This is a genomic window from Demequina sediminis (assembly GCF_039545075.1).
GTDB lineage: Bacteria > Actinomycetota > Actinomycetes > Actinomycetales > Demequinaceae > Demequina > Demequina sediminis.
On sequence record NZ_BAABRR010000001.1, the window covers coordinates 353,371 to 366,728 of the forward strand.

At 72.6% G+C, this 13,358-nt stretch carries 13 protein-coding genes; 4 read left to right on the forward strand and 9 right to left on the reverse strand.

What is annotated here, in order from left to right:
- Positions 1-2 precede the first annotated feature (2 nt).
- On the reverse strand, positions 3-3,440 hold the full coding sequence (locus ABEA62_RS01740) for a proline dehydrogenase family protein (RefSeq protein ID WP_345378225.1): 3,438 nt from the start codon (positions 3,438-3,440) through the stop codon (positions 3-5).
- Between the two features lie 98 nt (positions 3,441-3,538).
- Between ABEA62_RS01740 and ABEA62_RS01745 the strand changes: the two genes are divergently transcribed.
- The gene (locus ABEA62_RS01745) at positions 3,539-4,441 is read left to right on the forward strand and encodes a LysR family transcriptional regulator (protein ID WP_286216001.1); all 903 of its coding nucleotides are present in this window, start codon (positions 3,539-3,541) and stop codon (positions 4,439-4,441) included.
- Here the strand turns inward: ABEA62_RS01745 and ABEA62_RS01750 are convergent.
- A complete protein-coding gene (locus tag ABEA62_RS01750; protein ID WP_286216003.1) occupies positions 4,361-5,197 on the reverse strand; it encodes an EI24 domain-containing protein in 837 nt (278 codons plus the stop codon). The two genes, ABEA62_RS01745 and ABEA62_RS01750, sit on opposite strands and share 81 nt — an antisense overlap.
- A gap of 64 nt (positions 5,198-5,261) precedes the next feature.
- Here ABEA62_RS01750 and ABEA62_RS01755 point away from each other — a divergent pair, with 64 nt between their 5' ends.
- A complete protein-coding gene (locus ABEA62_RS01755) occupies positions 5,262-6,674 on the forward strand; it encodes an amidohydrolase (protein WP_286216004.1) in 1,413 nt (470 codons plus the stop codon).
- Between the two features lie 50 nt (positions 6,675-6,724).
- Here ABEA62_RS01755 and ABEA62_RS01760 read toward each other — a convergent pair whose 3' ends face one another.
- From ABEA62_RS01760 to ABEA62_RS01770, 3 genes are all read right to left on the reverse strand, one after another.
- The gene (locus ABEA62_RS01760) at positions 6,725-7,153 is read right to left on the reverse strand and encodes an OsmC family peroxiredoxin (RefSeq protein WP_286216005.1); all 429 of its coding nucleotides are present in this window, start codon (positions 7,151-7,153) and stop codon (positions 6,725-6,727) included.
- A 94-nt stretch (positions 7,154-7,247) separates the two neighbouring features.
- Positions 7,248-7,760, reverse strand: coding sequence for a hypothetical protein (locus ABEA62_RS01765; RefSeq protein ID WP_286216006.1), 513 nt, complete (start codon positions 7,758-7,760; stop codon positions 7,248-7,250).
- A gap of 24 nt (positions 7,761-7,784) precedes the next feature.
- On the reverse strand, positions 7,785-8,633 hold the full coding sequence (locus tag ABEA62_RS01770; protein WP_286216008.1) for an HAD family hydrolase: 849 nt from the start codon (positions 8,631-8,633) through the stop codon (positions 7,785-7,787).
- A 111-nt stretch (positions 8,634-8,744) separates the two neighbouring features.
- Here ABEA62_RS01770 and ABEA62_RS01775 point away from each other — a divergent pair, with 111 nt between their 5' ends.
- Entirely contained in the window at positions 8,745-9,482 is a 738-nt protein-coding gene (locus ABEA62_RS01775; RefSeq protein ID WP_286216009.1) for a gamma-glutamyl-gamma-aminobutyrate hydrolase family protein, read from the forward strand.
- Positions 9,483-9,548: 66 nt separating this feature from the next.
- Here the strand turns inward: ABEA62_RS01775 and deoD are convergent, their stop codons facing one another.
- Positions 9,549-10,265, reverse strand: coding sequence for a purine-nucleoside phosphorylase (gene deoD, locus ABEA62_RS01780; RefSeq protein WP_286216010.1), 717 nt, complete (start codon positions 10,263-10,265; stop codon positions 9,549-9,551).
- 9 nt (positions 10,266-10,274) lie between these two features.
- A complete protein-coding gene (locus ABEA62_RS01785) occupies positions 10,275-10,496 on the reverse strand; it encodes a hypothetical protein (protein ID WP_286216011.1) in 222 nt (73 codons plus the stop codon).
- A 72-nt stretch (positions 10,497-10,568) separates the two neighbouring features.
- On the opposite strand from ABEA62_RS01785, the gene ABEA62_RS01790 reads away from it, so the two are divergent.
- On the forward strand, positions 10,569-11,216 hold the full coding sequence (locus ABEA62_RS01790) for an alpha/beta hydrolase (protein WP_286216012.1): 648 nt from the start codon (positions 10,569-10,571) through the stop codon (positions 11,214-11,216).
- Here ABEA62_RS01790 and ABEA62_RS01795 read toward each other — a convergent pair.
- Both ABEA62_RS01795 and ABEA62_RS01800 read right to left on the reverse strand, forming a co-directional pair.
- On the reverse strand, positions 11,204-12,079 hold the full coding sequence (locus ABEA62_RS01795) for an NUDIX domain-containing protein (RefSeq protein WP_345378233.1): 876 nt from the start codon (positions 12,077-12,079) through the stop codon (positions 11,204-11,206). The two genes, ABEA62_RS01790 and ABEA62_RS01795, sit on opposite strands and share 13 nt — an antisense overlap.
- Positions 12,076-13,332 (reverse strand): DUF2254 domain-containing protein, encoded by a 1,257-nt coding sequence (locus ABEA62_RS01800; RefSeq protein WP_345378235.1) that lies wholly within the window; start codon positions 13,330-13,332, stop codon positions 12,076-12,078. Before ABEA62_RS01800 ends, ABEA62_RS01795 begins: the two co-directional genes overlap by 4 nt.
- Positions 13,333-13,358 lie beyond the last annotated feature (26 nt).

The following is a 13,358-nucleotide window of genomic DNA, read 5'->3' on the forward strand; positions in this document are numbered from 1 at the left end:
GCCTAGCGGTCGGCGCCGGCGAGCGCGGAATCGGCACCCGCCCACGGCGTGCCGAAGCGGTGCGCCGTGACCGCCACGGCCTGCTCCTTGAGGAACGGCAGCAGTTCGAGTTCCGGTGCACCCGTCACCGGCGCGTCGTACACGGCGAGGTCGACGCGCTGGGCGCACGCGGCGCCCACCGTCCTCACCCTGGACTCAAGCCCCCCGGCACGAAGGCGGGCGACCAGGGCATCGTCGCTCTCGACGGTCACCGTGAGTCCCGCCGTCGCGAGCCGCGTGGAGAGCCCGGCGGGAGGCTCCGCCACGCACGACACCCCGCCCGCGCCGCCCGCGCGCAGGCGCGCGGCACACACGCGGAGGAGGTCATCCGTGTCACCGCAGTCCCAGCGAATCTCCGTCGCGGCGGGCACGTAGCGCAGCAGGTTGCGCTCCGCGGCCAGCCCGGAGAGATCGGTGGCGCAACCGAAGCGATCGCCCCAAGCGTGGGCGTCAGCGGCCGCCGCGGACACGACCCAGGGCGCGGCGCCCTCGAGGAGTCGCTCGACGGTGGGCTCGAGTGATGGCCGGTCCATGTGTGAGAACCCCGCCAGCGGGGACTCGTCGCGCTCCCAACCCGTGAGTGCCGCGACGTAGGACGGCCCGCCCGCCTTGGCGGAGGGACCGACGACCGAGGCCTTCCATCCTCCGAAGGGCTGGCGCTGCACGATCGCCCCGGTGATCCCGCGATTGACGTAGAGGTTGCCCGCCTCGACGCGCGACAGCCACCGCGCGATCTCGTGCGCGTCGAGGCTGTGCAGGCCGGCGGTGAGCCCATAGTCGACGCCGTTCTGCAACGCGATAGCGTCGTCGAGGGTGTCCGCGGTCATCAGGCCCAGCACCGGACCAAAGCACTCGGTCCGATGGAACCACGACCCCGGCGCGACCCCCACGCGCACGCCGGGGGTCCACTGCAGGCCGTCCGCATCGAGCCGCCGCGGCTCGACGAGCCAGCGCTCGCCCGGCTCGAGAGAGGTCAGCGCGCGTGCGAGCTTGCCGTGCGCCCGCTCGATGAGGGGACCCACCTGGGTCGACGGGTCGTGTGCGGTGCCCACCGTGAGCGACCTCACCGCGTCCTCGAGCTGGGCCAGGAAGCGCCGCGAACGGGCCACGGAGCCCACCACAATGGCGAGCGAGGCCGCGGAGCACTTCTGTCCCGCGTGTCCGAAGGCCGACTGCACGACGTCCCGCACGGCCAGGTCGAGGTCGGCGCTCGGCGTGATGACGATCGCGTTCTTGCCGGAGGTCTCGGCGAAGAGGCGCACTCCCGGACGGAGCCGGTGGAAGAGCGCGGCGGTCTCGTGCGCACCCGTGAGAATCACCTGATCGACGCCCGGGGCGGTCAGTAGCGCCGCACCCACGCCCCGCTCGAGACCCGAGGCGTCGACGTGGGCGAGCCGCAACGCGTCCGAGGGCACGCCCGCGTCCCATAGGGTCTCCGCCAACACTGCGGCGCAGCGGGCGGATTGCTCCGCGGGCTTGAGGACGACGGCCGATCCGGCCGCGAGCGCGGCGAGCGTCGACCCCGCGGGAATCGCGACGGGGAAGTTCCATGGCGGGGTCACCACGGTCACCTCGCGCGGTACCGGTCGCGCGCCGCGCATGCGCGAAAGTGCCTCTCCCCTGATCGCGTAGTAGTGCGCGAAGTCGACCGCCTCCGACACCTCCGGATCCGCCTGGTCGAGCGTCTTGCCGGACTCGGCCATCATGACGGCGCACAGGTCGGCCCTGCGGGTCTCGAGTGCACGTCCCACGGCGTGCAGCACCGCTGCACGCTCGCCGGGATCCCTCGACCACCACCACGCTGCGCCTCGCCGCGTGGCGGCGACGGCCGCTCGTGCCTCGGCGGCGGTGGTGACGCGTGCGGTGGCCAGCGTGGCCTCTCCCGCATGGGAGTCGCGCGCGAGCGCGACGACGCGCCCGGCCCACTCGCGCCCCGCGGGCACCGAGGGGTCGGTGTCGGCGGCGTTGCGAAAGCCGCCCGTCCCTCCGGGCGACGCGGGCGGTGCCCCGGCCCCGGCATCGTTCCCACGAGCGCGGTGAGACGCGACAGTGGGCACGGCCGCCGCGGCGAGCGAGCGCGTGAATCGCTCCTCTTCAAGGCGGAATGCCTCGTCCGGGTTGAGGCGCGCGAGGGAGGCGACGAAGTTCTGCGGACTCGCGACCTCCTCGAGCCGACGCACCAGGTAGGCGAGGGCCACGTCGAACTCGGCGGGATGCACCACAGGCGTGTAGAGGCGCACCGGACCGGCGTCCCTGGCCACCGCGGGCGCCACGGCATCGCCCATACCGAGCAGCATCTCGACGTCGCACAGGTCGCTCACGCCCCGCTCGCGCGCGGTGAGCACGGCGTGCGCGAGGTCGAACAGGTTGTGCCCCGCAATCCCGATCCGCACCGCGGCGGTGCGTTCGGGTGTGAGGGCATAGTCGAGCACGCGCAGGTAGTGCGCGTCCGTCTCCTCCTTGGAGTGCCACGTCGCGAGCGGCCAGCCGTGGAGCTCGGCGTCGACCCGCTCCATGGACAGGTTGGCGCCCTTGACCACGCGGACCTTGATCGGGGCGCCTCCCCGTGAGACGCGTCGCGCGGCCCACTCCTGCAGTCGAACCATGGCCCCGAGCGCGTCCGGCAGATACGCCTGCACCACGACGCCCGCGGTGAGTCGCTCCAGGCCCGGCCGGTCGAGGAGGCGCATGAAGACCGCGAGCGTCACGTCGAGGTCGCGGTACTCCTCCATATCGAGATTGACGAAAGCGTCGCCCTTGAGTGCGGCGTCCTCGAAGAGGGGCGCGAGCCGCTCCGTGACCGCATCGACGGTCGCGTCGAACGCCCACGGCGAGTGCGGCGCGACCGCGGCGGACACCTTGATCGAGACGTAGTCGACGTCCTCGCGCGCGAGCAGTGCCCTCGTGCGCTCGAGGCGCCTGTCCGCCTCACGAGCGCCCATGACCGCCTCGCCGAGCAGGTTGAGGTTGAGCCGCGTGCCGTCCGCGCGCAGCCGCCCGATCGCGCGTCCCAGTCGGGCATCCGTCGCGTCGATCACGAGGTGACCGACCAGGGCGCGCACCACGCGCCTGCACGCGCGGATCACCGTGCGCGGTGCGAGCCTCGACACGGGGGCTCCGACCCGCATCCCCCATCGCAGCGGCCACGGCACCGCGCCCGGCGTGCGCGTCGCGAGCGCGCGCAGGGACCGCGCGGCGGCGACGGCGTCCTCGGGGCGCACCACGGTGTCGACGAAGGCGGTGAGGAAGGGCAACCCGCTCGGGTCGCGCAGCATTCTCTCGAGGAGGCGCGAAGGACCACTCACGCGCGCGGAGGACGCGGCCTCGAGCCACGTCCTCACCAGCGCGGAGACGTCCTCCGCGGTATGCGTGGACGGGGGCGTACGGCGTGCGGTCGTCATGGTGCTCCTCTCCCCTGGGCCCAGTCTGAGTCGGCGTTTGATGAAGCACCAGCAAGCAGTTCTCACGCTCAACCATTAGTGGTGCTTACGATGGGACGATGCTGGATCTCGCGAGGCTCGTGGCGCTGCGGGAGCTTGCGCTGCGCGGCACGATCGCGGCCGCCGCCGAGGCCATGGGCTATACGCCGTCCGCGGTGTCCCAGCAGATCGCGGCTCTCGAACGCGACGCGGGCGTGGCGCTCACGTCTCGGTCGGGGCGGCGGCTGGTGCTGACACCGGCGGGACAGCGGCTCGTCACGCGAACCCACGCGCTCCTCGACGCCATCGAGGCGGCCGAGTCCGAGCTGCGCGACGCAGGACCCGAACCGACGGGCACCGTGCGGCTCGCGGTCTTCCAGTCGGCGGCGCTCACGCTGGTCGCAGGGACGATGCTCCGGCTGAGGGCCTCGCACCCCGCCCTGCGGGTGACGGTCACCCAAACGGAGCCCGGCGCGGCCCTCGCGGACGTGTGGGCCCGCGAGTTCGACCTGGTGGTCGCGGAGGAGTATCCCCACCACGCGGCGCCGCACTACCCGGGGGTGGTGAGGCGGCCGCTCGTGAGCGACGAGCTCCGCCTCGCGGTGGGCGGCGAGTGGGTCGACATTGACGCGATCGCGCAGCTCGCCGCCGCGCCGTGGGTCATGGAGCCGCCGGGGACCGCCACGCGTCACTTCGCCGAGCAGACGTGTCGGCTCGCGGGCTTCGAGCCCGAGGTGCGGTTCTCGACGTCGGACCTGCAGGCTCACCTCATGCTCGTCGAACGTGGACTGGCGGTCGCGATCCTGCCCGGACTCATGGCGGGTCGCGCGTCACCCGCAGTGCGGTTGGTCCCGCTTCAGGGCCGCCCCCGCCGCACGGTGTTCAGCGCGATGCGCGCGTCGTCACTCGTCGACCCCGCGGTCGACGCCGTGCGTGCCGCCCTCGAGGCGGAGGCCAGGGAGTCCGGACCCGGCCGAGGCTGAGGGTGAGGTGACCTGCCGCGCGAGCATCGTCGCCCCCACCATCGCCGCGGGCATCGCCACCACGGCGCCCAACGGCAGCAGGAAGGTCAGGAAAACGCAGGCTCCGAACACCACGGTCCGGGTCCTGAGGGGACGCAGCGCCGCGATGCGCTCGTGCCGCGACACGATCCCGCGCCGCGCCAAGGGATACGCGGTGAGCTCGATCGCGAGCAGGCGCCCTCCTACGAGCGCTCCGAGCACGAACGCGGTCGGCGAGCCGACGACGGGCACCAGCCCCACCGCGAGAAGTCCGAGAGACACGCCGATCGAGATCGCGACCGTCACCACCGACTCCCCCGCTCCCCTCACGAGCGCGCGGTGCCACGGCTCCTCGGGCGCGGGGTGCTCGAGACCTCCCAGGCTGTCGTCGACGCGGCGGGAGATCGCCTCGAAGAACGGCTGACCGATCGCGAGCGTGACCGTCGCGAAGAGTGCGACTGACACGAGCGTGGAGGCCGCGAGGACCGCGATCGCCGCCGTCGCCGCGACGACGTCCGCAAGCGTGCCGCCGTCCACGCCCACGCCCGACGCGATCGCGCGGCCGATCTCCCCCACGTTGATGAGCAGCACGCCCAACAGCACCCCGACGATCACGGCCGTGACGATCGACGGCACCGCACCCATCACGAGCAGGCGCGGCGTGCGCACCCACGCCCTGGCGCCGGAAAAGGCGAGAGTGATGCCCGCGCGGGTCTCGGTCAGGACACGTGCGGCCATGGCGCAGACTCTAGCTCTCGCGGCACTACAGTGGCGCGCGTTGCCCTCACCGACGGGAGCCCTCATGCATGATCTGATCCTGCGCCACGCGCGCGTGCACGCGGACGCGGGGCCGGTCGAGATTGCGATCGCCGACGGGGTGATCGTTGCGGTCGGCGAGAACGTGGGACCCGGCCGTGAACAGATCGATCTCGACGGGCGCGCGGTCATCCCCGGGCTGTGGGACGCCCACGTGCACTTCTCGCAATGGGCGCGCACGCGCACGCGCCTCGACGTGTCCGCGGCGGAGTCCGTGGCGCATGCGGCGGCGCTCGTGCGCGCCGTGCCGCACGACGGCCTCGTGGTCGGTTTCGGCTTTCGGTGGGCGACGTGGCCGGAGCCGCCCACGGCCAAGGCGCTGGATGCGGCGCGGGCCGCCCCCACGGTGCTGGTGAGCGGCGACCTTCACACGACGTGGGTCAACACCGCAGCGGCGCGCGAGTTGGGGAGCCGTCCGGGACTCCTGCGCGAGGACGAGGCCTTCGCGGCGCAGCGTGCGCTCGACACCTCGCCGGTGCCGCCTCCCGTGATCGCCGATGCCGTCCGCGCGGCCTCCGCGCGAGGCGTCGTGGGAATCGTCGACCTCGAGCTCGCCGACAACGTCGAGTCGTGGGCGGCTCGCATCGCGTCCGGCGTCGACGGTCTGCGGGTCATCGCCGGCTTCTACGAGGACCTGCTCGACGCCCGCGTCGAGGCGGCCGCTCGCACGGGCGATGCGGTCGAGGGCTGTCGCGGCCTGCTCCGCCACGGCCCCCTCAAGGTCATCACGGACGGCTCGCTCAATACCCGCACCGCGCACTGCGTGCGGCCCTACGGCGGCGGCGGGGTCGGGGTGCAGAACGTCGACGCCACCCGCCTCCGCGCGCTCATGGCGCGCGCCCACGCGGCCGGCATCGAGTCGGCGATCCACGCCATTGGCGACCGCGCCAACTCCATCGCGCTGGACGCCTTCGAGTTCACGGGGGCACGCGGCAGCATCGAGCACGCTCAGCTGCTCGAGGACGCGGACGTCGCGCGATTTGCACGGCTGGGCGTCACGGCGAGCGTGCAGCCTGAACACGCCCTCGACGACCGCGACGTCGCCGATGACCTGTGGCCCGACCGCACCCATCGGGCCTTCGCGTTGCGGTCGCTACGTGACGCCGGGGCCCGCATCGTGCTCGGGTCGGACGCCCCCGTCGCGCCGCTCGATCCGTGGATCGCGATCTCGGCGGCCGTGTCGCGCGCACGGGACGGTCGCGCCGCGTGGCATCCCGAGCAGCGCATCGGCGTCGACGAGGCCCTCGGGATGAGCACGCGAACGTCTCTCGTTCCCGGCCAGCCCGCCGACATCGTCGCGCTGGACGCGTCCCTTGGGGACACGGATCCGCTGGCGCTGCGCACGCAGGCGGTCGCGTTGACCATGGTGGGCGGGCGTGTGACTCACGACGCGCGATAGGCCGCGCGAACGCGCGGCCCCTCGCGCGCCGCACCCGCGGCGGGAGGGCCCTACTCGACCAGGGTCGCCCCGGCCAGCGTGATCGTGATTCCCGCCAACGCCTGCGACACGGGGCAGCCCTCCTTGGCCTCGTGCGCGAACCGCGCGAAGGCATCCTGGTCGAGGCCAGGGACCTTGCCCCGCACGTGGAGCTCGCTCTCCGTGACGCCGGTCCCCGGCACGAACGAGACGCGCGCGTCGACGAACAGCTCCGCCGGCGGCGTGCCGTTGCCCTCGAGCGCGTGCGAGAGCGCCATCGAGAAGCACGCCGAGTGAGCGGCAGCGAGCAACTCCTCCGGCGTGGTCGTGGACTCCGAGCCCTCGGAGCGCGCCTTCCAGTTGACCGCGAACTCGCCGGTGCCCGAGGCAAGCGCCACGCGACCCGATCCGTCCGAAAGCCCGCCGTTCCACGTGGCCTGTGCCTCGCTCGTGACTGCCATGGTGCCTCCCCGCACTCGTTGGTCCCTCCTCTCTAGCATCCCCGACCGCGTCGCACCACCCGACCGCCGCGTTTCAGGCATGCTCAACCATGGCTCAGCCTTGTGTCACGCCGGAACTCGCCGTGGCGTCCACGCGCGTCCGCGCGGGCATCACGCAGGAGTTCTCGCGGCGCACGCGGGCCACGAATGCCCACGCGAGCAGCACGACGGCGCCGCCCGCGAGATAGGGCTGGAGGGGCTCGAAGAACTGGATCGCACCGGTGTAGCCCAGGGCGAGCAGCACGAGCTTGTTGCACACGGGGCATCCCACCGCGAAGAACGTGACGAATGCGCCGGCCATGCCCAGTCGCCCGTCCCTGCGCACGCGCGCCTCCTCGGGGGTCGCGACGTACGTGGCCGTGAGCAGCCCCGAGAGCACGGCGGAGAGCGCAAGGGCCCAGTAGGACCACGCGGTCGGCGGGATCTCACGACCGAAGACCGGCGTGGGGATCAGCGCCGTCGGGATCGCGATCGCGAGGTAGGTGGCTACGGCGGTGGCGGCGGCCACGATCCATCGGCGCACCGGCCACGCGCGGAGGGAGGCGGCGACAGAGGAGGGAGCGTCCATCGCGCCACTATACCCGGAGGGGTATTACAAGAGTGGGTGGTCGAGCAGTCTGCGCAGCGTCACGATCACGCCCGACTGGTCGTTCGACGGCGCGAGATAGCGCGCGCGGTCGGCCACTTCCGGATGGGCGTTGGCCATCGCGAAGGACAGCTCCGAGGCGTCCAGCATCTCGAGGTCGTTGAGGTAGTCACCAAAGACGACCGTCTGCGCCGGCGTCACGCCGAGCGCCTCCTGCAGCCGCCTCACCGCGACCCCCTTGTCGACGCCCGCGCCCATGATGTCGATCCAGTGGCGGTCGGACACGACCATCTTGAGGTCGCCGTCGAAGCGCGCCAGCACGGGCGCCGTGTCGTGCGCGGCATCCCCGAAGTCGTACACCGCGACCTTGAGGAAGTCGTCGTCGACCGCCGTGAGGTCCTCGACGATCTCGAGCGCCGCGTAGTAGGGCGTGCAGCGGGACACGAAGGCCTCATCGGTGCGCTCGACGTAGGCCGCGCGCTTGCCGCACACGACCGCGCCCACGTCGTATCCCGCGCCGGCGTGGCGGCGCACCGCCGCGACCACCTCGCGCACGGCATCGGCCGGCAGCGTCGACGACGACACCTCGACTCCCCCGCGGGTCACGTAGGAACCGTTCTCCGCGATCACCACGAGGTCCTCGCCGAGCCTGTCGAACTGTCGCGCGAGCGTCGCATGCTGGCGCCCCGAGGCCGGGGCGAACACGATTCCGCGCTCGCGCATGTGATCGACCAGCGGCCACAGGGCATCCGGGATCCGCTTCGCCGCATCGAGCAGCGTGCCGTCCATGTCGCACACCACGAGGCGGATGTCGTGGGGGCCCTCGGGCACGTGGAACGAGTCGGGGTGGAGCATCTGCCCTCCAGGGTCGTGGCTCGCACCAGCCTAGCCGTGGCGGAACCCGCCCGGCCGACACGCTAGATTCGCCGCAGGGGCTCGGCGCCCCTGGGATGGGGGTGACGGCCAATGGTGGCATTTTCCGAGACGGCGAGCGTCGACACTCCGGTGATCGGCGTGACGTCCTACGTCGAGCGGTCGCGCACGGGCATCTGGGATCAGGAGGCAGTGTGGCTTCCCGACGCCTACGTCGCGCCCGTGCGCGCGGCGGGTGCCGTGACCGTGGTGCTGCCCGAGCAGGACCCGAGCCTCGCGGCCGCGGCGCTGTCGCGTGTCGATGGGCTCTACCTGACGGGCGGCTACGACGTCGATCCGGCCGCATACGGGGCCGCGCCCCACGAGCGCTGCGACGAGCCGCGACCCGCACGTGACGCGTGGGAGATCGCGCTCGTCAAGGAGGCCTCCGCCCTCGGTATCCCCGTCCTCGGCGTGTGCAGGGGTGCGCAACTCCTCAACGTCGCCCGCGGAGGCACGCTCCACCAGCACGTGCCCGATGTCGTGGGACACGACGACTACCAGCGCGGAGACGCGGTGTTCCGACACCTGGGTGTGAGCGTCCTGCCCGACACGCTGCTCGCGACCGTCCACCCTCTCGAACGCGACGTGCCGATGTACCACCATCAGGCGATCGACCGTCTCGGGGAGGGACTGGTGGTGTCGGCGCGCAGCGTGCACGGACTCATCGAGGCGATCGAGGATCCTGAGCAGGTCTTCTGCCTCGCGGTGCAGTGGCATCCCGAGCACGACGACCTCACGTCCCTGTGGGAGGGCTTCGTGGCCGCCGCACGCATGAGGGTCGGCCGGTAGCGACACGGCTGGTGGCGCCGCGCGACGATGCGGCTCCACCGTGAGCCCGACGACGCGACCGCCTACCTACACGGAGAGCGCGATCCTCACGGCGGTGTCGAAGCGCGTCTCGCGTTCCTCGGCCGTCATGCTCTCCCCCGTGACGAGGTGGTCCGAGACCGTCACGATCGCGAGCGTGCGCACGCCCTCCGCGGCGCCGACGGCGTAGAGCGCGGCCGCCTCCATCTCCACCGCGAGGGTGCCGTGAGCGGTGAGCGCGGCCGTGAGCGCGGGGCGTTCGAGATAGAAGTGATCGCTCGTGAACACCGCACCCGCATGCACCCGCACGGGAGTCTCGAGGTCTTCACCGAGCGTGGCCGCGGCGTCGACGGCGGCGCGCGCGAGCCCAAAGTCGGCCAGGTGGCTGAAGTGCACCCCGGGGATCCGGCTCGCGGTCATGCCCGAGTCGGTGTGCGCGCCGGTCGCGATGATGACGTCGCTCACCGCCACGCCCGCGCTCATCGCGCCCGCGGTGCCCACGCGCACGATCTGCTCGACGCCGTACTCGCGCGCCAGTTCCGTCGCGTAGATGGTCATCGACGGCCCGCCCATGCCGGAGGCCATCGCGGTGACGCGGCGCCCCTGCCAGGTGCCGGTGAAGCCCAGGATGCCCCGCACATCCGTGACGAGCACGGCATCCTCGAGGTAGTCGGAGGCGATGCGGGCAGCCCGGCGAGGGTCTCCCGGCATGACGACGATGGGTGCGATCTCTCCGCGAGCGGCACGGATGTGAGGAGTGGGCATCACCCCAGCCTAGAGCCGCGCCTTCCAGTGGAACTCGCCGCCGATCGCCTCGCCCATGGCCTTCATCGCGTTGGCGATCGTGGTCTGGTACGTGCGAGATTCCTCGGTGGTCGCGACCTCCGCCTTCGCGCGTGCGCCACTCTCGTGATGCGCGAGGTAGGCGACGATCCGCTCGCGCTCGACGCGCCTCTGCTCGGTGGCTGCGGCGTCGGGTGCCGGGGTGTCGGTCATGGGAGCCTCCTTCGAGGGTGAATCGTATGCGAGCCGCGCGGTTGTGGCTCGAGCGCCCGCGATACTGGGCGCATGACCCTGCGCGCACTCTACGGCCCCGGCTGGTCTCCCTCGGGCGACTCCCCCGTCGCGGTCCTCCTCCACGGCTACGGCTCGCACGAGCGTGACCTCCCCGGTCTCGCCCGCTGGCTCCCGCCCACGCTTCCGTGGGCGTCGCTGCGCGCTCCGCTCGAGACCGGCTATGGCGGGGCGGCATGGTTTCCCCTGTCCCCCGACGGTGGCATGGATGCCGCGTCGATCACCGCGGCGACGCGGGCAGTATGGGCGTGGGTGGACGATGCTGTGGGCACCGACGCGCCAATCGTGCCGGTGGGCTTCTCGCAGGGCGGCATGATGGCTCTTCAGCTGCTGCGCACGCGGCCCGAGCGCGTGCTCGCTCCCGTCGTGCTCGCGGGGTTCGTTCCCGACCATGCGCAGCCCGCCGACGAGGACCTTGCTCGGTTGCGCCCGCCGGTCTTCTGGGGCAGGGGTGACGCCGACCCGGTCATCTGGCCGGAGGCCATCGCGCGCACGCGCGCGTTCCTCGACGGCCACGCGACAGTGACAGCTCGTATCTATCCCGGGATGGGGCACACGATCACCGAGGAGGAGATCGCCGACGTCCGCGACTTCCTCGACGCGCACCTCCCCCGGACGGTCGCGGGCACTCAGCCGAACTGATCGAGGAGCCAGCGCGCGCCGACCACGCTGGCGTCCGCCTCGACGCGCGCGCGCAGCCCGCGGTCGCTCGTCACCACCGTGACCTGGTGTCCCGAGCCGGCGAGCTCGCTCGCCACCGCGGCCAGGGTGTCGTCGCCACTGCCCTGCGCGCGGCGCACGTCGAGCGCGGTCGGGGCGGCGATGTCGCGGGCGTCCCCCTCGATCACCGCGACGATGCGCGGGAACCACCCGTGAAGGGGTAGCGACAGCGCCCCCGCAGGGACCGGCGACGCCGCGAGGTTCGCGAGCCGCTCGAGGTGACGCAGCGCCGCCCCGGCGCGATCCTGCCACCACCCATCGGGAACGGCTCCCACGACGTTCGCGACGTCGACCACGATCACGGGGCGCACCCCGAGCGCCTCGCGCAGCGCGGGCCAGGCCGCGGCGAAGCCGGGGTGCAGCGCGAGCCCGGAGACCTCGTCCGTCGGCACCCACGCGAGCGCGATGCTCTCGGCATCGGCCGCGACGGGATCGAACTCGGCGATGACGTCGGCCATCACGGTCGTGTACGTCCACACCTCGCGATCGGAGACATGCAGCGCCCGGGGGGCGATCGCCCCGGGGGGAACACCGGCCTCCTCGCTCGACTCCCGCAGCGCGCCGGCCAAGGGGCCTTCGTCGGCGTGGAGCGCGCCACCCGGAATCCCCCACGTCCCTCCGTGGTGGCTCCACTGCGCGCGGTGCTGGAGCAGCACGCCGCGGCGGTCGTCGATCGCGAGCAGCCCCGCGGCGCCGAAGGCGCCCCAGTAGCGCGCCCCGTCGGAAGCGACCACCCAGGCGTCGCCGGGGTTGCGGTCCGCAGGAAGGGGCGGCGGCACGCTCACGCCGGTGCCTCCCCGCGCGCCGCGCGTGCGGCGGACTCGATCACGGCCCGATCGCGCGGGTCGGTGAGAGCGTCGAGCGCACGGCGCTCCGCACGCCGCGAGGCCTCCCTGAGGTCGGAGGCCTCCGGCTCGTCCGCATTCGCCGCCAGTGCGCCGACGACCTTCTGCAGGCGCAGTCCTACCTCGATGGTCCCCGCGCCGTCGCGCGCCAGGGGGCGCAGCGCGTCCTCGAGGAGGTCCGCGAACAGGACGGCGGGCACGTGTACGCGGCACTCCGTGGGCGGGGCCGCGTCGGGGGCGGTCTCGAGAATGGCCGCCACCGTCCGGTGGATCGCATTAAGCGCCTCGATCGCCGTGCCGGGATCGTTGACCGCGGGCGACAGTGCGCGACTTCCGATCTCGGCGAGGGCGACGAGTCCGAGTCGGGGGTCCTGCTCGTAGGTCCGGTGGCGCTCGATCAGCACCGCGCTCCTGATCGCGTCCGCGAGTGCGTCCTGGTCGGCGCCCTCGACGCGCGCGAGCGGTTCGCCCCGACCGACGGCCGCGCCGGGCCTGAGCAGGAGGTGGATCACGGCGTCATGAGACGCGGCGGCGCGCTCGAGCGCGGCCACATCGAGTGCCGTCACGATTCCGGTGGCGGCCGCGTGCACGGTCCAGGCAGAGTGCGGCACGGTCACGGGTGCCGCCGCCCCGAGGTGAGGGTCGCGCATCGCCGCGCAGGCCGCGTCGCGCGCGGCGTCCTCCACCCGGTCGAGCACGTCCGCCATGCGGCCGAAGGTGACGAGGTGATGAATCCACCGCAGCAGCGTGACCACGACGATGCCGATGACGAGCAGGGTGCCCGCGTACATCAGCACGCGCCCCTGCTCGCCGTAGTACTCGGTCGACAGCGCCGCGATGCCCACGACCGAGAACACGAAGGCGCCGAGGAAGGTCGACAGCGCGCGCTGTGAGGTCTGGTCCTCGACAAGCAGCTGCGTCGCGCGCGGGGTCGAGGCGGCCGCGGCCGAGGCGTATGCCGAGATCATGGCCGTGAGAGAGAACGTGGTCACCGCGAGCATCGACGTCGCGAGGATCTCGAGCAGCGTCTGCACCGAGTCTTGGCCGAGGTCGACCTCGACCGAGGACGGCACCCACGAGCTCGCGGCTCCCGCAAGCAACGCGAGCGCGACGGCCCCCAGCGCGAACGCGACCAGGCGCAGGCCAATCCTGCGTGTGCTCCTCGCGATGAGCATCGTCCACCATGCCCTCATGCCTCACCCCCGGTGTCTGCCGACCA